This window comes from Cellulomonas dongxiuzhuiae, from assembly GCF_018623035.1.
Lineage (GTDB): Bacteria > Actinomycetota > Actinomycetes > Actinomycetales > Cellulomonadaceae > Cellulomonas > Cellulomonas dongxiuzhuiae.
The window spans coordinates 3,839,596-3,860,616 of record NZ_CP076023.1 but is presented as its reverse complement, the minus strand read 5'-3'; the positions used below and the strand labels follow the sequence as shown (position 1 = coordinate 3,860,616).

Below are 21,021 nucleotides of genomic sequence, written 5' to 3'. Positions count from 1 at the left end.
GCGACGCGTCAGCGCGTCGTCCCCCGGACCACGAGCCTCACCGGCATGACGAGGTGCTCGGCCGCGCCCTCGTCGCCGGACATCCGGCGCTCGAGCAGCCGCAGCGCCTCGGCGACGACGAGGTCCACGCGCGGGTCGACGGTGGTCAGGCCCGGGACCAGGTGCTCGCTCACCTCGAGGTCGTCGAAGCCGACCACCTGGACGTCGTCCGGGACGCGCAGACCGCGGTCGTGCAGGCCCGCCACGACGCCGATCGCGACCTGGTCGGTCACCGCGAAGACCCCGTCGATCTCCAGGCCGGCGTCGATCGCGGCACCGATGGTCGCGCGGCTCTCCGCCATGGCGAAGTGGTCGGGCGGCAGGATCAGGCGCTCGTCGGGGACGAGCCCCGCCTCCTCGTGCGCGGCGCGCCAGCCGGCGGTGCGCGTGCCCTCCATGCCCGCGGGCGCGTCGTCGGCCACGCCTCCGACGATGGCCACGTGGCGTGCGTCCCGCTCGATGAGGTACGCCGTCGCGAGCCGCGCGCCCTCGAAGTTCCCGAGCATCACGTGGTCGCGCTGGGTCGGCATCGGCTTCTCACCGAGCAGCACCAGCGGCATGTCGCTGTGCAGCCGAGCGACCTCGGAGTCCCTGAGCCCGACGACGGACAGCAGCACGCCGTCGTACATCTGCAGCCGCGCCTGCGAGAGCGCGCTCAGCTCACCCTCGCGGCTCGCGCCGGTCTGCTCGACGACGAGGTGCTGCCCGCTGGGGAGCAGCGCGTCGGTGACGGCGGCGGCGAGCTCGGCGAAGTAGGGGTGGTCGACGCGGGGGATGGACAGCGCGATCGTGCCGCTGCGGCCGGCCCGCAGGCTGCGCGCGGTGAGGTTGACCTGGTAGCCCAGCTCGTCGACCGCCTCGAGCACGCGCCGGCGCGTGGCCTCGCTGACGCGCGGTCGGCCGTTCACGACGTTCGAGACCGTCATGACGGAGACGCCCGAGGCTCTCGCGACGTCCTTGAGTGTGGGCATGTCGATACCCTACGGACGCCGACCCCCCCACGGCGCGGCGTTCGTGCTTGACATTCGAGAATCCGTGCCTGAAGGTCAGGGTGCGCCGCATGTAACGATAAAACGTGCCCTCGACGACGAGGGTGTGGCCCCTCGTGACCGCGGCGTCCTCCTGCAGGAGCGTCAGCGTCGACGCCCGGCACCGATCACCGAAGGGACCCCCTTTGTCTTCCCTGACCGCCGTCATCGACCTCGACCTGCCCGGGCCGACGATCAGCCGCCACGTGTACGGCCACTTCGCCGAGCACCTGGGCCGCTGCATCTACGGTGGCTTCTGGGTCGGCGAGGACTCCGACGTCCCGAACGTCCGCGGCATCCGCACCGACGTCGTCGAGGCGCTGCGCGGGCTCAAGATCCCGAACCTGCGCTGGCCCGGCGGCTGCTTCGCGGACGACTACCACTGGCGCGACGGCATCGGGCCGCGTGACCAGCGCCCCCGCATGGTCAACTCCCACTGGGGCGACGTCGTCGAGGACAACTCGTTCGGCACGCACGAGTTCATGGACCTGTGCGAGATGCTCGGCGCCGAGCCGTACGTCAACGGCAACGTCGGGTCGGGCACGGTCCGGGAGATGAGCGAGTGGGTCGAGTACCTCACGCGCGCCGACGACTCGCCCATGGCCGCGCTGCGCCGCGCCAACGGCCGCGACGAGCCGTGGAAGGTCCCGTTCTTCGGCATCGGCAACGAGCCGTGGGGCTGCGGCGGCAACATGACGGCGGAGCACTACGCCGACCTGGCCCGCCAGTACGCGACGTACGTGCGCAACCACGGCGGCAACACCGTCTACAAGATCGCCGCCGGCGCCAACGCGGAGGACTACGCGTGGACCGAGGCCCTCATGAAGGTCTCGCAGAAGCTCGGCTGCGGGTGCGACCCGCGCGGCTTCTTCCAGGGCATCTCGCTGCACTACTACACGATGTCCGGCGACTGGAGCGTCAAGGGGCACGCGACGGCGTTCGACACCGACGACTGGTACGTCACCATGCGCCGCGCCCACAAGATGGAGGAGCTCGTCCGCGGGCACTCCAACGTCATGGACGCCTACGACCCCGAGCACCGCATCGGCCTCGTCGTCGACGAGTGGGGCACGTGGTGGGACGTGCAGGAGGGGACCAACCCCGGCTTCCTGTACCAGCAGAACACCCTGCGCGACGCGCTCGTCGCGAGCACGCACTTCGACACGTTCCACCGGTACGCGCACCGCATCTCGATGGCGAACATCGCGCAGACCGTCAACGTGCTGCAGGCGATGATCCTCACGGATCCCGACTCGGGCGCCCTCGTCCTGACGCCGACCTACCACGTGTTCGAGATGAACACCGGTCACCACGACGCGTCGTCGCTCGCGGTCCACGTCAAGGGCGAGCTCCCCACGCGTGAGGTCGAGGGCAAGGCCGTGCCGATGCTGTCGATGTCCGCGTCGAGCAAGGACGGCGCCGCGCTCGTGTCGCTGTCGAACCTCGACGCCGACGCCCCGACGTCGGTCGTGCTCGACCTGCGGGGCCGCGAGGTCACCGGGTTCTCGGCGCGCGTGCTGACGGCCCCGACGATCCAGACGCACAACAGCCCGGAGAGCCCGGACGCGGTCGCTCCCGTCGCGCACGACGGCGTCCGGCGGCACGCGCTCGGCCTCGAGGTCGACCTGCCGGCACGCTCGTACACGACGGTCCGGCTGGAGCTCGGCGCATGAGCGCCGACGTGACCGGGGCCCTGACCCCGACGGACGCGCTCGCCGTCCACCGCTCGGGTGACCCCGGGGCGCCGACGGTCGTGCTCGTGCACGGCCTGACGGACTCCGGGACCACGTGGCCCGACCTCCTCGCGCACTGGGGGGACCGGTACCACGTGGTCGCGCCCGACCTGCGGGGCCACGGCTCGTCGCCGCGCTTCACCCCCGAGCAGCTGCCGCAGGCGCCCGAGGTGATGCTCGCCGACGTCGTCGCGCTGCTCGACGCCCAGCCGGCGCCGGTGTTCCTCATGGGGCACTCGCTCGGTGGTCTGCTCGGCCTGCGCGCGGCGCTGGCGCGCCCGGAGAAGGTCCGCGCGCTGGTCGTCGAGGACCCGGCGAAGCCGACGGGTGTGCGCACGCCGGACCCGCAGTTCTCGGCGATGATGCTCGGCCAGACGCACGTCGTCATCGAGGACCGCGACGCGGAGGTCGCGCGCATGCGCCGCGAGACGCCGTGGAGCGACACCGAGATCGACGCGTGGGCCGCCACCCGCGCGGACGTCGACCAGGAGTACCTGCGGGTCGGGCTCTTCCTGGGCGACGCGGCGTGGGAGGAGGCGTTCGGCGCGCTGCAGGTGCCGACGCTGCTCGTCCTGCCGGAGGAGGCGCCGATGGCGCCGCGGGCGGACGGGTTCGACAACCCGCTGGTGCGTACGGTGGTGGTCCCGGGGGCGGGGCACTGCGTGCGCCGCGACCAGCCGGACGCCTTCCACGCGGCGGTCGACGGGTTCCTCGCCGAGCACGCGGCCTGACGGCGGGTGTCGGTGGTCGCTGCGAGCATCGACCGGTGACCACCGACACCCTGCACCTCGGCGTGCGGATCGCGCGCCGCGCCGCGGACGTCTACGCGTTCGCGTCCGTCCCGGCCAACCTTTCGCGCTGGGCGCCCGGCCTGGGGACGCAGGTCGAGGAGGCCGACGGGCAGTGGTTCGTCGTGACGCCGGAGGGCCGCGCGCGCGTGACGTTCGCGCCGCGCAACGACCTCGGCGTCCTGGACCACGAGGTGGTGACGCCGTCGGGGCTGGTCGTGCGCGTGCCGATGCGTGTCGTCGCCGACGGCCCGGACGCGTGCGACGTCGTCCTCACGCTGCGCCGCGCACCCGGCATGACGGACGTGGAGCTCGCCCGCGACGAGGCCCTGGTGCGTGCCGACCTCGCGCGGCTGCGTGACGTGCTGGAGGCGCCCGTCGCGTGACCTGCCCGTCTCGCGCCGGCGCCCGTGCCCCTGCGGTCAGAGGTAGCCGCCGGTCTCCGCCGCCTCCGGGGTGGGCTCGGCCTTGGTGCGCAGCAGGGTGCCCCGGAGCAGCAGCGCCTCACGCCCCGCGGCGCGCACCAGCAGCCACGGCGTGCGCGACACCGGGCACTGGTGCAGCGAGGCGGTGCCGTCCGTGAGGGTGGGTGTGAGCGCGGCGACCTCGGCGTCCGCGTCCTGCAGGTGGTTCTCGAGGTAGGTCTCCGTCTCGACGCTGCGCATGCCGACCGTCTGCAGGCACGTGCAGGACTGCATGACGCTCGTCGCCCGCTGCTGGTCGACGTATGTCTGCGCGGCGCGGCGCACCGCCGGCCGCAGCAGGCGCTGCCCGCCCGCGGCGCACACGAGCGTCAGCAGCAGCACCAGCGGCCACACGACGGCGTCGATACGGGCGGACTGCGTGGCGTACGCGTCCGCCATGAGGCCCTCGGTGACGATCCCGGCCAGTGTGAGCGCGACGACGAACCCGATGACGCCGCCCGTCAGCGCCGCGCCCACGTTGCGGCTCTTCGCCGACCGCTCGTCGGGGACGTCGGGCAGCCAGCGGCGGATGTGGCGCAGGACGCCCGCGTCCGTGGCCGACAGGTCCGTGCCCTCGGGCAGTCGCCACCACCGCCACACCGCGGCTGCGACCACCACGGCGAGGATCGGTGCCCACGTGGGCGCGACGCCCAGGCCCGCGGCGACGGCGACCGCCGCGGCGACGACCGCAGCCACCAGACCCGGGACGCGCTCGCGCCACCACGACGCAGGCGTCGCGCGCTCGTCACGGAGCTCGACCACCCCGGTGGCCACGGGTCGCATCTGCACGAGCGCCTCGAGCAGCAGACGGGCGCCGGCGTGGTCACCGCGCTCCTCGAGGCGCCGGACCACGTCCAGCGCGGGTGCGGTGCCGTCCTCCGGACGCGGGATCATCTCGGTGAGCAGCCGGGCGGCCCGGCCGATCGGCCGTGTCGCCTCCTTCGCGTCGTTCGTCGAGCGGCCGAGCACGTCGGCGACCATCACGCGCCGCCGCAGCACCATCGTGCCCGGGGCCACCTCCAGCAGCGCGCGCCAGATGCTGTCCGCCAGCTCCTGCTGGCCGCACTGCTCCGCGGCGCGGGCCAGCAGGTAGCCGTGCGCCACCGACTGCGGTCCCTGCAGGCCCTGCCCGACGCGGTGGAGGGCGCCGAGCGCCTCGAGGTCCCCCTGGGCCGCCCACGCAGCGAGCGCGACGACGTCGCGCCATGTGAGCTCGACGGAGTCGCCCACCGCACGGTCGACGTCGGGGAGCAGCTCGAGGGCGTGGTCGGGGCGGCCCGCGAGGACCGCGATGCGTGCCCGTTCGGTGGTCCGGTCCTCCGCGAGCCCGCGCGCGGCGGCGAACTCCGCCACGTCGCGCATGACGGCGAACTCGTCCATCCGGTCTGCGCTGGCGACGAACCCGAGGAGCAGGCTCTGACCGTCGATGCTGTTCATGGCCGCGCTCCCGTGGGGTCGGACGGGCCGACGGCCCGTGTGGTCTGCACCGGAGTCTGGACCGGCACGTAGGGCCGCGGGCGCGGTCCAGATGTGACGTGCATCACTATCAGCTGAGCACGGCGGCGCAGGCCTGCACCGCCACCGGCACCGCGTCCGGCCCCGGCAGCGGTACCGTCGGTTGCCGTGGACGTCGAACCCCAGCAGGCCACCGCCGCCGACGCGCCCGCGATCCACGCGCTGCGCCGCTCGCTCGAGGAGTGGATGGCCGCGCGCGGCATCGACCAGTGGCCCGTCGGGTCCGTGCCGGCCGAGCGCATCGGGGCGCAGGTCGCCGACGGTCAGTGGTGGGTGGTCCGCGACGACGCGGGGCTGCTCGGCAGCGTCCGCGTCATCGGCACCGACCCCGAGTACTGGGGCGACGACGACGCGCCCGCGCTGTACGTGCACGGGCTGATGGTCGACCGCCGGGCGTCGGGCACCGGGCTGGGGCGGGCGCTCGTCGAGTGGGCCGGGGAGCGGGCGCGCGCCGCGGGCGTGACGTGGCTGCGGCTCGACCACCGCGCGTCCAACCCGCACCTCGACGACGTGTACCGGGCGTGGGGCTTCGAGCCGGTCGGCGTGACCGACCGCCCGGGCTTCGAGGTGGTGCTGATGCAGCGCGCCGTGGGTCAGGAGCCGTAGCGGGCGGCGCTGGGGACGCCAGGTGTCCCGGAGCCCGCCCACGAGCTTTGTCGGTCGGTGAACCATCCCGTGGTCCCTCTCGTCTTGACGGTGAAGGGTCCGCGACGGGCCGTCGCAGGGGGTGGGAGGAGTGGGACCGATGAGTCGGAACGCGAAGGTGTGGGCAGGGGTCGGCGCTGTCGTCGTCGTGCTCGGGGTGCTGGCCGTGGTCGTCGGACCGGGCCTGTACGCCGACTGGGGCAACAGCCGGGCCGACGCGGCACCGACGCTCGAGGCGAGCGTCACCGGCGAGCCGGTGGAGGCGACCGACGGCACGTGGACCGTCACCGACGGGTCCTTCGCGGGCTACCGCCTCGAGGAGGTCCTGCGCGGGCAGGACGTGACGGTCACCGGACGCACCGAGCAGGTGACGGGCGCCGTCACCGTCGAGGACGGCAGCCTCACGGCCGGCGAGATCGAGGTCGACATGGCGAGCATCGCGACCGACCAGCCGCCGCGCGACACCTACTTCCGTGACCAGGCCGTCCAGGTGCGCAACTACCCGACGGCGACGTTCACGCTCACCGAGCCCGCCGACCTGGGCGACGGTGCGAGCGAAGTGCAGCTGACCGGTGACCTGACGATCCGCGACGTGACCCAGCAGGTCACCGTCGACGCGCAGGTCGCGGCCTCGGGTGACACCGTGCAGGTGGTGGGCTCGGTGCCGGTCACGTTCGCGGACTTCGGCATCGAGGCGCCCTCGCTCGGGTTCGTCACCGTCGAGGACACCGGGGCCGTCGAGTTCGACCTGCGGCTGACGGCGTCCTGAGGGCGTGAGGTCCGGGCACGGCCCGACGACGGAGGTGGCGACGTGACGGGTGAGGTCGACGGCGGCGCCGACGCGCTGCTGCACGCCACGCACGCCGCGCACGCCGCCGCGCTGCACCGCTACGTCGCACGCCTCACCGACCCCGCCCGCGCGCCCGACGTCGTGCAGGAGACCCTGCTGCGCGCGTGGCGACACCCCGAGGTGCTGACGCGACCCGAGCCGTCGGTGCGGGCCTGGCTGTTCACGGTCGCGCGCCACCTCGTCGTCGACGACGCGCGCAGCGCCCACCGCCGCCACGAGACGCCGTCCGACGTCCCGCCGGAGACGGCCGCCGGCGACGCGACGCAGGCCGTCCTCGACCGCTGGCTGGTCGCCGACGCGCTGGAGGCCCTGTCGCCCGACCATCGCGCGGTGGTCGTCGGCGCGTACTACGGCGGACGCTCGGTCGCGGAGCTCGCCGCCGAGCACGGCGTCCCTCCCGGGACCGTGAAGTCGCGGCTGCACTACGCGCTGCGCGCGCTGCGCCTGGCGCTGCAGGAGAGGGGAGTGACGTCATGAGCACCGACCCGTACCGCGACTGGGACGCCGCGTACGTGCTGGGCGCGCTCGCGCCGGCCGAGCGGCGGGAGTTCGAGGAGCACCTGGCCGGGTGCGACGCGTGCCGGGCGGCGGTCGGCGAGCTCGCCGGGATGCCCGCGCTGCTGAGCATGGTCCCGGAGCCCGGTGCGGCGGACGCGCCCCTGGCCGACGTCGTCCCGCTGGCACGGGTGGCCGAGGCGGCGCGGCAGCGGCGCAGTCGTGGCCGGCTCGCGCTCGCGGGCGCCGCGGCCGCGCTGGTCGTCCTCGCGGGGGCGACGGGCGCGGCGGTGACGGCGACCATCGCGTCGCGCCCGACGGCGGTCGCCTCCGCCCCGGCGGCGGGCCCGGCCGGGGCGCGCACGGTCGCCCTCGCGCCGGTCGGCGGGTCAGGTGTCAGCGCCGACCTCACGCTCGCGCCCGCCCGGTGGGGGACGCGCCTCGACTGGACGTGCGCGTACGAGGCGGCCGAGCTGCCCGAGGGCGTGTACGAGCTGGTGCTCGTCGGCCCGGACGGGCAGCGGACGGTGGTGGCGACGTGGACGAGCACGGGGGAGCGGACCGCGGCCGGGCTCGGGGCGTCGTCGGCGCTGCCGGTCGACGGGATCGCGCGCGTCGAGCTGGGCGTGGTGGGGCTGGACAGGCCGCTGGCGGTCGGTGAGGTGACGGACGCCTAGGCAGGTCCCCGGACGCTGCCGCAGCGGGTCGGCCGCGGCAGCGTCGCGCCAGCGGACGATCGGCGATGTCGGACCGGTCGGTTCTGTCGGACTCACCCCGCGATGGCCGACCGGTCCGCTATGTTCCGTGGGTGTCGCGGCGCACCCGGTACCGCCGACCCGCGCCGACGCGGCGCCCACCACCCAGGAGGTACCCGTGCACGGTCTCTCGTCCCTCCGTCCGGCCGCGGTCGTCCGCGCGATGACGGTCACCGCGCTCACCGCCGCGCTGGCGCTCCTCCCGGGAGCCGCGCAGGCGCACGGCGGCCCCGGAGCGCACCCGCCGCGGCACGTGAACCACGCGCCCGACCGCCCCACCGGGGTCGGCACGTCGTCGCCGGACTCGGCGTGCTCGGCCACGGCGGCGTCACCGCTGCGATCCACCACGCCCACGCTGCGCGCGACCCTCGCCGACGCCGACGGCGACAGCGTGCGGGGCGTCTTCGAGGTGCGCGACGGACGTTCGGGCCGGCCCCTGTGGTCGTCCGGTCCCACCGCCGCGCAGGCCTCGGGGGCCGTCCACGCCGTGCAGGTGCCCGCCGGCCTGCTCCGCGACGGCGGGGTGTACGAGTGGCGGGTGCACGCCCGGGACGCCAAGAACCGGAAGGGACCCGCCGTGCACTGCCGGGTCGTCGTCGACGTCGCGGCCCCCGCGGCCCCCGACGTCACGGCCGTCCCAGGAGCAGGTGCCGTCTACGCGGAGGACACCACCGGTGGTGGTGTGGGCCTCGCGGGCGACTTCCGGCTCGAGGCGCGTGGCGCGACGGACGTCGTCGCCTTCCTGTACGCCTTCGACGGGGGACCGGCCCGCGTGGACCTCGCGCCGGGCACCACGGCCGCGACGGTCAGGTGGACGCCGAGCACGGCGGGGACGCACGTGCTGACGGTGCAGGCCGTGGACGCCGCGGGCAACGTGAGCCCCGAGCGGACGTACCGCTTCATCGTCGCGTCGGCGTCGGCCGCGCCGTCCGGCAACGCACGCTGGACGCTCGACGAGGGAGCCGGGGCGACGTCGGCGGACGTCCTGTCCACCGACGGCAGCAACGCCCTGACGCTGACGCCGTCGACCACGTGGACCGCCGGTCTGCGGGCCGAGCTCTGGGGTGGCGCCGACTCCGCGCTGCTGCTGGACGAGCCGACCGACGCGGCGTCGACCGCCGGCCCCGTGCTGGACACGACCGGGAGCTGGTCGGTCGTCGCCTTCGTCCGGGCCGACGCGAGCGACGTGGACGCCACCGCCGTCAGCCAGGACGGTGACGGCGGCAGCGTGTTCCGGCTGGGTGTGGGCACGACGGGCTGCACCGACGACGTCGCGTCCTGCTGGTCCCTCACGGTGGCCGGGTCCGCGGGGGAGACCTCGACGGCCACCTCCGTGGTCCCCGTCGTCCCCGGGGCGTGGGTCGCGCTCTTCGGGGTGCGCGATGCCGCGTCCGGCACCGTGCGTCTCGACGTCTGCCACCTCGGCACCGCCGAGGAGCCGGGCAGCCCCAGTCCCGAGGCCGGTGAGCCTGCGTCCCTCGAGAGCGGCGCGGCCGGCACGGGCGCGTTCCGGGTCGGAGGGACGTCGGACGGCTCGTCGCCGTGGGTCGGTGCGGTCAGCGGCGTGCGGACCTGGGGCGGCGTCATCGACGTGACGCAGGAGCGCCGGCTCTGCAGCGCGGGCGCCTGACCCCGGGGCGTCTCCGCGGCAGCGTTCGCGAGCGGCCGCCGGTGCGTGCACAGCACCGGCGGCCGTCGCGGACCGTCGAAGCGTCAGTACCGCCAGTGCCGCATGTCGCCCTGGTAGGTCGTGTGGATCCGGGGTGACAGGAGGGTCGACGGCTCGGCGTCGGCCGGCGGCAGGTCGCCGGGCAGCCGTGTCGTGGCGCCGAGCGACGTCGCGTCGTGGAACCGCAGGCCGTCGGGCAGGGGCGTGCGCGTGAGCAGCGCCGACCCGTCCCCCGGCAGGCTGAGCGCGAAGCCCCACTCACCGAACGACGGCACGTTGACGCTCAGCGGTACGACGGTGCGCCCCGGCGCGCCCGCCTCGAGCGTCGCGACGACCTGCCAGAACGCGTGCGGCGTGAAGAACGTCGACGTCGCCTGGGTCGCCAGCACGCCCCCGGGCCGCAGGTGCGCGGCGACCGCGGCGTAGAACTCGACCGAGTAGAGCTTGGCCACGCGCTCGTTCGACGGGTCCACCAGGTCGACGAGCACGGCGTCGAAGGTCGCGTCGGTCCCGCGCATCCAGCCGAACGCGTCGGCGTTGACGACCGTGACGCGCGGGTCGTCGAGCGACCCCTCGTTGAGGTCGCGGACCAGCCGGTTGTCGCGCGCGAGGTCCGTGACCGCGGGGTCGAGGTCCACCACGACAACCTCCCGCACCGACGGGTAGCGCAGCACCTCGCGCGCGAGCAGCCCGTCACCCCCACCGAGGATCGCCACGGACGCCGGTGCCGCGACCGACGTCAGCGTCGCGTGCGCGAGCGTCTCGTGGTACCGCGCCTCGTCGGCCGACGAGAACTGCAGCTGGTCGTCCAGGTACAGCCGCACGTCGCCCTGGTAGTCGGTCACGACGAGCTTCTGGTACCGGGACGTGGTCGCCGCGACCACCGGGTCCTCGTAGAGCCGCGTGCTGAGCACCGCCTCGACGCCCGACGACACCGCGAACACCGCGACCAGCAGGGCCAGCGCCGACGACGTCGACCACGTCCACCGCGGGTGGTGGCCCATGCGGGCCAGCATGAACAGCGCGACGCTCACGTTGAGGATCGCGACGGCGAGCGCCGTGCGGACCAGGCCGAGGGTCGGCAGCAGCACGAACGGGAACAGCAGGGACGCCAGCAGCGCCCCGAGGTAGTCCAGCGCCAGCACCTTCGACAGCAGCCCGACCGACGCGTCGCGGCCGTGCTCCTTGAGCAGCGCCACCAGCAGCGGGATCTCGACGCCGATGCCGGTGCCGATCGCCAGCGCGAGCAGCACGAACACGGGCCAGTACAGCGACGTCGACCCGTAGGCCCAGAAGAGCACGAGCACCGAGGCCCCGCCGACCAGGCCGAGCACCAGCTCGTTGCGGACGAACGCGATGCCCGACGGCCCCGGCAGGTGCGGCGCCAGGAGCGAGCCCAGCCCCATGCCGAACAGCGTCACGCCGGTGGCCACCGAGAACGCGACGACCGAGTCGCCGACGAGGTAGGACGCCGCCGTGCCGAGGATGAGCTCGTAGACGATGCCGCCGACCGCGACGAGCAGCGCGGCGGCGAAGACCGTGGGCCGGTCCATCGTCCGCCCGCTCACCGGCGGCGGAGCCGTCACCGGTGCCTGCTCCTCGAGGTCCACGCGCGTCCTGTCAGGAGCCGATGACGCCCGCGATGATGATGCCGATCGCCACCGCGACGCCGGCGATGAGGATGCCGAACGCGACGTTGTGCTCCTCGACCAGCTCGCGGTGCAGGTTCAGCCGGAAGACCTTGTTCACCACCACGATGGTCACGAGCAGCAGGACGATGCCGAGGACCGAGTAGAGGACGGTCGAGAGCAGATCGGTGATCACGCGTGGTTCTCCTTCGTCGTGGTGCGCCAGGGGTGTGCGGACGTGCTCACTTGCCCACGCCGCCGCTGCCGAACACGGACCGCCGCACGCAGTCCTGCTCGGTCGTGGTGCTGCCGTCGGCGGCGACCACGGTGCGCGGCGTGCAGGTCTCGGTCGTGGGGCCGCACGCCCCCGCGAGCCCGAGGACGGCCGCCACGACCACGGCGGCCACCCACGCACCCGCGCCGCGGCGGGGTGCGACCCGGCGGCCGAAGTGCGCCTTCTGACCGGCGGCGTCCAGCACCGTGCCCTGGTAGACGTCCAGCACCCGGTCGTCGAACCGCTCGACCGACAGGACCACGCCGTCGCCCTGCAGCTCGGCGTACGCGACCTCCTGGCCCAGCTGCAGGTCGTAGGTGAACCCGCCCGCGAGGTGCCGGATCGTCCCCGCGCCGACCTCGCCGACGACGAGCCGGTGCTCCTGCCCGCCGAACGTCACGGCGAGCCGCTGGCCCTCGCGCAGGTGGCGCGGGTCCAGGTCCTCGTGGACCTCCACGGGGCGGTACAGGGTCACCTTGTGGGTGTAGTGGTCGTACTCGACCCAGAAGTCCGTGTTCTCGTACCCGAGGAGCTCCCACTCCTCCCAGTAGTACGTCGTGCGGTCCTCGGGGTCCCACTCGCCGTACACGACGACGCCGTGCGGCAGCGAACGCCACGGCGGCCGACCGACGAGGTGCTTGCCGAGCCGCATCCGCGCCCGGGGGCGGGTCATGCGTCGTCCATCGTGCGGCCCACGACGTCGCCGCCCAGCGCGTCCGCGAGCGCGGCACGCGTGCGCTCGACGAACCCGGCCGGCGGGCGGCGGCACGTCGTCAGCGTCACGTAGGCGGTCGCGTGCTCGGGCCACGTGTGGACCGCGACGTGCGACTCCGCGAGGAGGATCGCCAGGCTCAGGCCCTGCGGCGTGAAGCGGTGGAGGGCCTCGGAACCCACGGGGTGGAGGCCCGCGTCGGCGACGAGGTCGAGCAGCGCGGTGCGGACGACGTCGACGTCGTCGAGGGTCGCGGGGCGGGCTGCGGCGACGTCGAACACGTACACGTGGTTGCGGTGCACGCGGCGTCGCGCCTCCCCCTCGTCGTGCGCCGGAGCGCGTGCGGACAGGGGCGTCAACGTACCGGAGGTCGCAGGAGCGCGGACCATCGCGACGGGTCACCGGCCGGGCTGCACACCCTGCGCGCGTGGGGCGTCAGGCCGCGAGCGCGCGTGTCGGCACCGGGGTCTCGTCGACGTCGCCGCCCGCCCGCCGGACGCGGAACGCCTGCGCGCCCGGCGCCTCGGTGACGGCCTCGACGAGGGCGCCGTCGCGCCACAGCAGTGCGACGCCGTCGTCGGCCGCGTAGCCGTCGGGCAGCTCGCCGGAGGCCACCCACCGCAGGTAGGACTCGCGCCGGCCCGGCTCCGAGCGGTAGTGCGGGCACGCCGAGCCGGGCAGCAGACCCAGCCCGTCGCGCAGCGGCGCGTACGGGCCGAACGAGTCGGTGCTCGACGCCTCGTACCAGCAGTTCATGCCTGCCGAGATGCCCGCGAGCACCGTGCCGCCGCGCGCGGCCTGCGCCAGCAGCTCCGGCAGGCCGTGGAGTCGCCAGACCGCCAGCAGGTTCGCGGTCGAGCCGCCGCCGACGTAGACGACGTCCTGCTCGAGCACGCGCTCGAGCGCGTCCAGCGGGATCGCACCCTCGGGCCCGTTGCCGAACAGGGCGAGCACCGACGTGCGCGCGCGGCCCTCGAACGCGTCGAGGAACCGCTCGACGTAGGACGCGGCGTCACCGCTGGCGGTCCCCACGAAGCACACGCGCGGGGTGTCCGCGCCGGTCAGGCCCAGCACGAGCTCGTCGAGCGCGCCCGCGCCGGCGACCTCGGGCATCGAGAACCCGCCGCCCCCCATGGTCAGGATCGTCCCCCTGCGCGTCCCCATGTCTCCGGACCGTAGGGCAGGCGGCGGCGTCCGTCGCGTCGTTTCGCCCCGGGAACGGTGCCCTTCCGGGTACCGTGGGCCGGCTGCGGGGCCACCGGCTCAGCCGCGCGTCATCCCGCGGCCGCAGCCCCGCGCGGGTCCACGTCCGGTGGGCGCCGCCCGCACCTCGGAGGATCGATGACGTACGAGCTCGCGCTGTTCGACCTGGACGACACCCTCGCCCCGTCGAAGAGCAAGGTCCACCCCGAGATCGTCGACATGATCGTCGCGCTCACGCGCGTCGCGCAGGTCGGCATCATCTCCGGCGGCCGGTTCGAGCAGTTCGACGCCCAGCTCCTCTCGTCGATCGACGACACCGCGGCCCTGTCCCGGCTGCACGTCCTGCCGACGTGCGGGACCCGGTACCTGGTGCACGACGGCGCCGCTTGGTCCGAGGTCTACAGCGAGCCGCTGACCGACGACGAGTCGGCGCGCGCCGCCACCGCCGTCGAGAAGGCGGCGCGCGAGCTCGGGCTGTGGGAGGAGAGCACCTGGGGCGACCGCATCGAGCTGCGCGGCAGCCAGGTGACGTTCTCCGCGCTCGGCCAGGAGGCCCCGGTCGACGCCAAGGCGGCGTGGGACCCCGACGGCGCCAAGAAGGAGCGGCTGCGTGCGGCCGTCGCCGAGCAGCTCCCGGACCTCGAGGTCCGCTCCGGCGGGTCGACGTCCGTCGACATCACGCGCAAGGGCATCGACAAGGCGTACGGCGTCAACCGCCTGCTGGCACGCCTGGGTCTGAAGCCGACGCAGGCCGTGTTCTTCGGCGACCGCCTCGACGAGGGCGGCAACGACTACCCGGTCATCTCGACGGGCGTCCCGTGCGTCGCGGTGGAGGGCTGGGAGGACACCCCGGCCAAGGTCCGCGCGGCGCTGCCGGAGGCGTTCGCCTGACGCGTCCCACGACGTGAGCGTGAGGGGTTGCCGTCGTCCTGCGACGGCGTCCCCTCACGCTCTGTCTGGTGTCAGGCGGGGTCGGTGGTCGTCGGCTCGATCCAGCGGGGGGTGCCGCGGCGGCGGACGGCGTAGCGCTCCGTGACGTGCTCGAGCAACGCGGCCGGCAGCCGAGAGCCGGCGCTCGTGACGCGGTGCGCGACGTTCACGGGGACGTCGCGGTACTCGTACTCGGCCCAGGTGCCTGCCGAGATGGACGTCAGACGGACCGTCAGGATGCCGGAGGCGGCGTCGTGGCGGGCGGTGCGGGGTCGTAGAGCGGGGGACGTACGGGCCATCCCTCCACCCTGGGCCGTCCGACGACCTCGTCAGTGGTCACGAGGTCCCGCCGCCGGGCCGGATCGTGTGAGCCGCGGTGCGGGACGCGTCACACTCGTCGTCGACCCGTCACCCGGCCGAGCAGGCGACAGGGGTGCTCGCGGAGGGCGGGGTGCCGGTCCCGAGGAAGCCGTAGGTGGTCGTGGCACCGGCCGGTAGGGACCCGTTCCACGACGCGTCGCCCACCGTGACGGTCGAGCCCGACGTCGTCGCGACGGACGACCACGACTGCGTCAGCGCCCCGCCCTCGGGGAGGGTGAACGACGTCCGCCACCGGGAGATCGGCGAATAACCCGCCGTGACCTCGACGTTCGCCTGGTAGCCACCCGGCCACGAGCTGACCACGGTGAGCGTCGCGCGGCACGCGGCTACGGGCGGGAGCGTGGGGGTGGGGCTGACCGTCGGTGTGGGGGACGACGTGGACGTCGGGCTGACCGACGGGGTCGGTGACACGGTGGGCGTGGGCGTGGGCGTGGGCGTGGGCGTGGGCGTGGGTGTCGGCGTCCGCGTGGGTGTCGGCGTCGGCGTGGGCTCCGGGTCGCCGCCCAGGTCGAGGTCCTCCAGGTAGGCCGTCAGCTGCGCGGCGATGACGCGGTGGTCCGCGGCCGACGGGTGCCAGTCGCAGCCGCCGTAGTCCAGGCCCTCGTTGCCGTAGTACCAGTAGCGGACGCGGTCGTCGCCGGCGGCGTTGCGCTCGTCGACGACGCGCTGCGCGAGGTCCGGCAGGTCGGTGCCCGTGTGCACGTACGTGCCGGTGACGACGAGGTAGGCGTCGTCGCCGTAGCGCTCGCGGAGCGTGTCGAGGAACCCGTGGTACGCCTCGACCCACGCCTCGCGCAGCGACGCCGTCGTCCACGGCTCACCGCTGCCCACGGCCGTCGAGAAGTCGTTGATGCCCAGGCCGATGACGACGGCGTCGGGGTCCCACCCGGGCGCAGGGTCGCCGGCGGTCGCCGGGTCCATGGGCAGGTTGCGGTCGTAGTGCGTCCGGAAGTTCGTGCCCGCGTCGCCGCCGCCGTAGTTGCGCACCATGCCGCGGCCGGAGAACGCGTTGACCTGGTAGTCGGCGCCCAGGGCGCGGGCGGTCAGCGCACCGAAGCTCAGGTCCGTGTTGGTGGTGCGGGTCAGATGCGTGGACGTGCACTCGCGGGAGGTCGACGTGTTGCCGTACCCGACCGTGTAGGAGTCGCCGATGAGCTCGAGCTGCAGGTCACGGGGCCCCGGGGCGGCCAGGATCGTGCTGCCGTCGACCGGCACGAACCCGCCGAACGTGCTGACCGCCCACGGCGCCTCGGAGCGCTTGACGACCCGCACCGTGTGCTCGCCCGCGCTCAGCCCGTCGACGACGTGCGTCACGCGGCCGGGGGCCACGAGGGTCTCGACCGTGCGGCCGTCGATCGCGACGTCGTAGTCGCCCGTCGCGTCGTCCAGGACGATCCCGACGGCCGTGCCGCGGAAGCGCCCCTCGAAGTACACGCCGGGCCAGGCATGCTGCCACGTGCCGCCCGACTCGGCCACGCGTCCGGCGGTGTGGACGGTGTCCTCCAGCCCGGCCGCGGACGCCCCGGCGGCGGGCAGCAGCGCGACGCACGTCGCGAGCGCGGTGAGGGTGACGGTGGCACGCAGGGCTCGCACGCGGTGTTCCTTCGACGGGGGCGGCAGGCCGGGTGGCGACGGCACGTCCTTCGTACCCGTGCGCGTCGTGCGATGCACCGGGTGAAGCGGTTCGTGTCGGGCGTGACGCGCGCGCACACGTGCGGGATGCTGTGCGCTCCCCGAGACCCGGAGGTCGCCGCCGTGCTCGCTCGACTCCTCGCCGTGCCCATGCGCGACGACCATGCGTGGGGGCGGGAGGTCGACCGTGACCCGGGCGGGTGAGCGCTCGTACGACGAGCGGGCGGTGACGGTCGGCGTGCTCCGGCTCGGACGCCAGGGACGCGCGGTGCTGTCTGCGGCGTGCTGCCAGACGCTGTGGTCGACCTACGACGCGGTCGCATCCGCACGCCTGGAGGCGTCGGTGCTGGTCCACGAGCACGTCCTCGACGAGCTCTGGGCGTATGCCGCGGGAGAACGGGGACCCGACGGGCTGGTCGACATGGACCCGGTGGTCGAGGAGGTGACCCCGCGCGACGACAGCGACGACTGGTCCGCGTCGTCGGCCTTCCTGCAGTCGGTGGGCATCGCGATCCTCAACGCCCTGCACGGCGCGGACACCGACGACCCGAAGCGCGCGGTCTTCGCGGCACGGCAGCTCCAGGACGTCGCGGACCACGTCGACGGCCTGGCCGAGGACGACGGCCCGTCGGCGCTCGCCCTGATCTGCGAGCTCGTCGACACGTACCTCGCGGCGGCGGCCGCGTGCGAGACGGGTGCGGGCGACGGGGTGGCGACGCTGCGGGACACGTGCGAGCACGATGGCGAACGCCTGGCGGCGCTGGCCCTCCCGCTCCTCGGGGACGAGCCGACACCGGCGCCGGCGCGCGTCCCGTCCGACGAGGCGGGGGACGGGCTCGTCGACGAGCTCGTGGCCGACCTGCGGCAGTGCGCCGACGCGATGGACGACCTGGTGCATGAGCTGCGCCCGGGAGGGGAGTCGGCCGAACGGGCGACGCTCCCGCGCGGGGGCGTGCTGCCGAGCGTGGGGTTCTACCGTCTGCACGGCTACGGGTGCCGCGTGACCATGCGCGACGGGCGGGAGGTCGACTTCGACTGGGACGCGGCGGGACGACCTTCCCTCGACCTGGGGCGGTCGCAGAGCTACCTCGAGAGCCGGGGGTACGCGCCGCAGGACAAAGCCGCGCTGGAGGCGGCCCTGCGGGCTCAGCGCCATCTCATGACGGACGACCGGTCCGGCCACCTGTGGTTCAGGCTCGAAGTTCGGCGATGACGTGCTCGGTCTCCACACGCTTTGCAGGCGGCGGCGCTCTCGGTGTGCGTCGACGGTGGATGACCAGTCCGCAGCCGCAGCGCTGGCCGGGGAGCTGTTGTGCCCGTGAGGTGGAGGACGCCGGACGGTGAGGGCGCGGGTATCGACGCGCAGGATCGGTCCACGACATGCTGTGCCCCCCGGATGATCGAGGTCACCGCCGTGCTGGACCGCTTCCTCGCTGCCTTCCCCCGCGACGACGCCGGGGTGACCGAGCCGGCGTCGCGCCGACCCGAGCTCGTGGCCGTGCGGGGGTACGCCGAGGCGGCCGAGACCGTCGGGTCCGGCTCGCGTGGCGGTGGGCGCTTCCGGCTGCTGAGCGAGCGGACGTGGACGGAGGCGACCGGTGTGCTGGTACGGGCGTTCCCGGGCGACGTCGGGCGCGCGATCCCGTTCGGTCGGGACTGGATGGGGCGGATCTACGCGATCGACGTGTCGCGCACGGTCGACGGCGATCCGCAGATCACGCTCCTCGAGGTCAACCAGGCGCGCAGCTTCCAGGTCGACCACTCGCTGACCTCGTTCCTCGACGAAAGCCTCGTCGACGAGCCGGACCTGTACCTGGAGCAGGAGGTCTACGACGCCTGGGTCGCCGGGGGAGGTGCGCTGCCCGGCCCGGACGAGTGCGTCGGGTTCGTCGTGCCCTCGTTCCTCGGCGGCGACTTCGCCACGACGAACCTCGAGGTCACGGACCTGTCGGTGTACTGGGAGGTCACCGCCCAGCTGGTCGAGGCGTCGCGGATGCTGCGGCCCGGGACGGGGATCAGCGGTGTCTCGATCGACTGACGGACGTCATGTGCGGGCGTCGCACCGCGGGGATACGGCGGTGGCACGACATGCCTGATGGTGCGCTGACCGGCCGTGACCTCGTCCTGAGCGCGCTCGACGAGCTGCTGCGCGAGCTGCCCGCCGCCGAGGGCTGGGAGAACCCGGACCTGGACCGGTACCTGGAGGCGTTCGCGGCGCTCCTCGGGTCGATCGAGAACGCGTACGCGTACGCGAGACGCCCTGTGCCGCAGGACCCCTGGCAGCTCGTCGCCGAGGTGACGCGAGGTGCGCGGTGGTACGAGTGAGCGGCCCGGCGGGCGAGCACACGTCCGGCTTGAGGACCTACGGGCCGCACGCTAGGCGACTCCTCGAGCGCCGAGCCGCTGCAGCGTCCGGAGAGCCTCCGCGCGCGACCCCCGGGCATGTCTGGAACTCCCAGTCCTCGACGGCGTCCGGGCCGTGGAGCACCTCGTTCAGGGCGCTCCGGATCACGAGGAGATCGTCGGTGCCCAGGATGTACTCGTCGCCGCAACCTGGTCACAGCAGCACGCCCGTCAGCGGCCGGCCGAGGGAGTGGCCGACTCCTATGCTTCGGCCGTGAGCGCCTTCGAACAGGGCGACGAGCTCCGTCAGGACGTCGCGTTCCGGCTGTTGACGAACACGTCGGTGACGCTGTTCTGGCGACGCCGGGTCCTCGACGAGACGCTCGAGCGGCTGGTGGAGCGCGGCTACGAGGTCACCATCGTGGACGCCTCCACGTGGTCGAGCGAGAGCGACCTGCACGAGGGGGTCGCGTCGGCGCTGGGCCTGCCCGATCACTACGGCCGCAACCTGGACGCGCTGGACGACTGCATGCGCGACGTCGTCGCGCACGAGTACGGCTGGGACCCGGATGCGACGGGCCTCGTGCTGGTGTTCACGGGGTACGACAGGTTCGCCGCCGCGTGCCCGCGCTCCGCGCAGGCTGTTCTGGACATCATGGCGAGGCAGTCCCGGGCGGCGGCCCTCGTCGGTGGGCGGTTCATGTGTCTCGTGCAGAGCGACGACCCGCAGATCGGCTTCCAGGACGTCGGTGCCACGCCCGTGCTGTGGAACGACGCCGAGTGGGCGGAGTCGCGCAGACGCCCGGGGTGAGCCGCGCGCGGCTCGCTCGAGACCGTCACGGGCACGTGACTCCGGTCTCCCCCTCATCGGCAATTGCCCGGCGCCCTACGGTGGCCCGGTGATGGACGTCGACCGGCTGAAGCGTGCCGCCGAGGAGCGCGCGCTCTCGCGGTCCGAGCTGGCCTCCGTGGTGATCGAGATCGACGCCGGGGCTCGTGGGCCGTACCTGCTCTCGCTCCTCGGTGTCGTCGCCCGTGCGCGCTCGCCGCACGCCGAGGAGCTGCTCCTGCGGTTCCTCGACCATCCCGAGCACCCGGACGTCGCGTCCTGGGTGCTGCACGCCCTGGGCCTTCAGTGGCGTCGGTTCGACCTGGTCGCCGACAGGGTCCGGACGGCCCTGGCGGGGCCGGACGACCTCCGGGACGTGCGCCTCACGGCCGCGACGGTGGCGGCCGCGATGTACCGGGCGGGTGGTGCCGACGACCTGCTGGCCCACCTCGTGCGGGAGGTCGAGGTCGCCGCCAGCAGCGGTGAGCTGCGGCTGGCGGTCGAGCCCCTCGTCGACGCCCTGGGGATCGAACGGCCGGCCGGAGGGCTGACCGAGCTCGCCGACGAGGCGCTGCGCGTCGGTCGGCAGCGGCTCGCGGAGCACGGGCGGCACGCTCTGGAGGGGCGGCCATGAGCGCTCGACTGTCCATGGTGGCACCGGACCTCGTGGAGATCCTGCGGGGGACGTCGCCTTCCCGGCTGCATGCGGTCGCACAGGGGATCAGCGAGTGGATCGTCGAGGACGTCGGGCTCGCCGACCCCCGGGTCGACGCGGCACTGGCGGCAGCGCGAGCGCGCCAGGCGGAGCCGTCGTCTCGACGAGATGCGCTCACGGCTCTTGTCGACGAGCTCGACGCGCGCGCGTGGGACGTCCTGGACCAGGTGGAGGCGGGGCAGGTGCCGCAGCAGGCCTACCTCGACGCCTTCTCCCTCGCACGCGCCGCGTCGGCCGTCCGGTACGCACGTGAGAGCGACGGGCTGGGTGCCGTACTGGACGTCGTCTACGAGGCTCAGGCCGCACGAGGTGATCTCGTGGGCGTCCGGCGACGTGTGATGGCTCTGCTCGGCTGACGCCCGAGCGTCCCGTGCGCGCCGCGCAGCGGGCCTG

General features: G+C 74.1%; 24 protein-coding genes. 15 read left to right on the top strand and 9 right to left on the bottom strand.

Annotation, left to right across the window (positions count from 1 at the left end; all coding sequences use genetic code 11):
- Positions 1-8: 8 nt before the first annotated feature.
- A complete protein-coding gene (locus KKR89_RS17495) occupies positions 9-1,010 on the bottom strand; it encodes a LacI family DNA-binding transcriptional regulator (protein WP_208196582.1) in 1,002 nt (333 codons plus the stop codon).
- Between the two features lie 203 nt (positions 1,011-1,213).
- On the opposite strand from KKR89_RS17495, the gene KKR89_RS17490 reads away from it, so the two are divergent.
- Genes KKR89_RS17490 through KKR89_RS17480 form a run of 3 tightly spaced genes read left to right on the top strand, consistent with a single transcriptional unit; the run spans position 1,214 to position 3,974 of the window.
- Positions 1,214-2,740, top strand: a complete 1,527-nt coding sequence (locus KKR89_RS17490) for an alpha-N-arabinofuranosidase (protein WP_208196581.1) — start codon at positions 1,214-1,216, stop codon at positions 2,738-2,740.
- On the top strand, positions 2,737-3,531 hold the full coding sequence (locus KKR89_RS17485; protein WP_208196580.1) for an alpha/beta fold hydrolase: 795 nt from the start codon (positions 2,737-2,739) through the stop codon (positions 3,529-3,531). Before KKR89_RS17490 ends, KKR89_RS17485 begins: the two co-directional genes overlap by 4 nt.
- A 35-nt stretch (positions 3,532-3,566) precedes the next feature.
- Positions 3,567-3,974 (top strand): SRPBCC family protein, encoded by a 408-nt coding sequence (locus tag KKR89_RS17480; protein WP_208196579.1) that lies wholly within the window; start codon positions 3,567-3,569, stop codon positions 3,972-3,974.
- 36 nt (positions 3,975-4,010) lie between these two features.
- Here the strand turns inward: KKR89_RS17480 and KKR89_RS17475 are convergent, their stop codons facing one another.
- The gene (locus KKR89_RS17475) at positions 4,011-5,489 is read right to left on the bottom strand and encodes a hypothetical protein (RefSeq protein ID WP_208196578.1); all 1,479 of its coding nucleotides are present in this window, start codon (positions 5,487-5,489) and stop codon (positions 4,011-4,013) included.
- Positions 5,490-5,675: 186 nt separating this feature from the next.
- Between KKR89_RS17475 and KKR89_RS17470 the strand changes: the two genes are divergently transcribed.
- The 5 genes from KKR89_RS17470 (at position 5,676) to KKR89_RS17450 (ending at position 9,942) form a co-directional block, all read left to right on the top strand.
- Positions 5,676-6,173 carry a GNAT family N-acetyltransferase gene (locus KKR89_RS17470; RefSeq protein WP_208196577.1) on the top strand — a complete coding sequence of 166 codons (498 nt, stop codon included), beginning with the start codon at positions 5,676-5,678 and terminating at the stop codon, positions 6,171-6,173.
- A 139-nt stretch (positions 6,174-6,312) separates the two neighbouring features.
- Positions 6,313-6,981, top strand: a complete 669-nt coding sequence (locus KKR89_RS17465) for a YceI family protein (RefSeq protein WP_208196576.1) — start codon at positions 6,313-6,315, stop codon at positions 6,979-6,981.
- Between the two features lie 42 nt (positions 6,982-7,023).
- Complete coding sequence (locus KKR89_RS17460) at positions 7,024-7,539, top strand: sigma-70 family RNA polymerase sigma factor (RefSeq protein ID WP_208196575.1); 516 nt, start codon at positions 7,024-7,026, stop codon at positions 7,537-7,539.
- Complete coding sequence (locus KKR89_RS17455; RefSeq protein ID WP_208196574.1) at positions 7,536-8,234, top strand: anti-sigma factor family protein; 699 nt, start codon at positions 7,536-7,538, stop codon at positions 8,232-8,234. Before KKR89_RS17460 ends, KKR89_RS17455 begins: the two co-directional genes overlap by 4 nt.
- A gap of 196 nt (positions 8,235-8,430) precedes the next feature.
- On the top strand, positions 8,431-9,942 hold the full coding sequence (locus tag KKR89_RS17450; RefSeq protein WP_208196573.1) for a LamG-like jellyroll fold domain-containing protein: 1,512 nt from the start codon (positions 8,431-8,433) through the stop codon (positions 9,940-9,942).
- Positions 9,943-10,025: 83 nt separating this feature from the next.
- On the opposite strand, the gene KKR89_RS17445 is transcribed toward KKR89_RS17450, so the two are convergent.
- The 5 genes from KKR89_RS17445 to KKR89_RS17425 form a co-directional block, all read right to left on the bottom strand.
- Complete coding sequence (locus KKR89_RS17445; protein ID WP_251140944.1) at positions 10,026-11,591, bottom strand: polyamine aminopropyltransferase; 1,566 nt, start codon at positions 11,589-11,591, stop codon at positions 10,026-10,028.
- Positions 11,592-11,601: 10 nt separating this feature from the next.
- Entirely contained in the window at positions 11,602-11,805 is a 204-nt protein-coding gene (locus KKR89_RS17440) for a DUF350 domain-containing protein (protein WP_191781382.1), read from the bottom strand.
- Positions 11,806-11,851: 46 nt separating this feature from the next.
- Positions 11,852-12,556, bottom strand: a complete 705-nt coding sequence (locus tag KKR89_RS17435) for a hypothetical protein (protein ID WP_208196572.1) — start codon at positions 12,554-12,556, stop codon at positions 11,852-11,854.
- Positions 12,553-12,897, bottom strand: a complete 345-nt coding sequence (locus KKR89_RS17430; RefSeq protein ID WP_208196571.1) for an S-adenosylmethionine decarboxylase family protein — start codon at positions 12,895-12,897, stop codon at positions 12,553-12,555. The genes KKR89_RS17435 and KKR89_RS17430 overlap by 4 nt, the downstream gene beginning before the upstream one ends.
- 133 nt (positions 12,898-13,030) lie before the next feature.
- A complete protein-coding gene (locus tag KKR89_RS17425; RefSeq protein WP_208196570.1) occupies positions 13,031-13,759 on the bottom strand; it encodes a Type 1 glutamine amidotransferase-like domain-containing protein in 729 nt (242 codons plus the stop codon).
- 177 nt (positions 13,760-13,936) lie between these two features.
- On the opposite strand from KKR89_RS17425, the gene KKR89_RS17420 reads away from it, so the two are divergent.
- Positions 13,937-14,689 carry an HAD-IIB family hydrolase gene (locus tag KKR89_RS17420; RefSeq protein ID WP_208196569.1) on the top strand — a complete coding sequence of 251 codons (753 nt, stop codon included), beginning with the start codon at positions 13,937-13,939 and terminating at the stop codon, positions 14,687-14,689.
- A 71-nt stretch (positions 14,690-14,760) separates the two neighbouring features.
- Here KKR89_RS17420 and KKR89_RS17415 read toward each other — a convergent pair whose 3' ends face one another.
- On the bottom strand, positions 14,761-15,027 hold the full coding sequence (locus KKR89_RS17415) for a hypothetical protein (RefSeq protein WP_208196568.1): 267 nt from the start codon (positions 15,025-15,027) through the stop codon (positions 14,761-14,763).
- A 109-nt stretch (positions 15,028-15,136) separates the two neighbouring features.
- Positions 15,137-16,702 (bottom strand): cellulose binding domain-containing protein, encoded by a 1,566-nt coding sequence (locus KKR89_RS17410; RefSeq protein WP_251140943.1) that lies wholly within the window; start codon positions 16,700-16,702, stop codon positions 15,137-15,139.
- A gap of 226 nt (positions 16,703-16,928) precedes the next feature.
- Here KKR89_RS17410 and KKR89_RS17405 point away from each other — a divergent pair, with 226 nt between their 5' ends.
- The 6 genes from KKR89_RS17405 (at position 16,929) to KKR89_RS17380 (ending at position 20,984) form a co-directional block, all read left to right on the top strand.
- Positions 16,929-17,954, top strand: coding sequence for a DUF6896 domain-containing protein (locus KKR89_RS17405; RefSeq protein ID WP_208196566.1), 1,026 nt, complete (start codon positions 16,929-16,931; stop codon positions 17,952-17,954).
- Between the two features lie 183 nt (positions 17,955-18,137).
- Positions 18,138-18,779, top strand: coding sequence for a T6SS immunity protein Tdi1 domain-containing protein (locus tag KKR89_RS17400; RefSeq protein WP_208196565.1), 642 nt, complete (start codon positions 18,138-18,140; stop codon positions 18,777-18,779).
- A gap of 50 nt (positions 18,780-18,829) precedes the next feature.
- Positions 18,830-19,066, top strand: a complete 237-nt coding sequence (locus KKR89_RS17395; RefSeq protein WP_208196564.1) for a DUF7660 family protein — start codon at positions 18,830-18,832, stop codon at positions 19,064-19,066.
- 292 nt (positions 19,067-19,358) lie between these two features.
- Positions 19,359-19,895: a barstar family protein gene (locus tag KKR89_RS17390; RefSeq protein WP_208196563.1), complete on the top strand. Its 537-nt coding sequence runs from the start codon at positions 19,359-19,361 to the stop codon at positions 19,893-19,895.
- Between the two features lie 88 nt (positions 19,896-19,983).
- A complete protein-coding gene (locus KKR89_RS17385) occupies positions 19,984-20,547 on the top strand; it encodes a hypothetical protein (RefSeq protein ID WP_208196562.1) in 564 nt (187 codons plus the stop codon).
- Entirely contained in the window at positions 20,544-20,984 is a 441-nt protein-coding gene (locus KKR89_RS17380; RefSeq protein WP_208196561.1) for a hypothetical protein, read from the top strand. Before KKR89_RS17385 ends, KKR89_RS17380 begins: the two co-directional genes overlap by 4 nt.
- Positions 20,985-21,021: the final 37 nt, after the last annotated feature.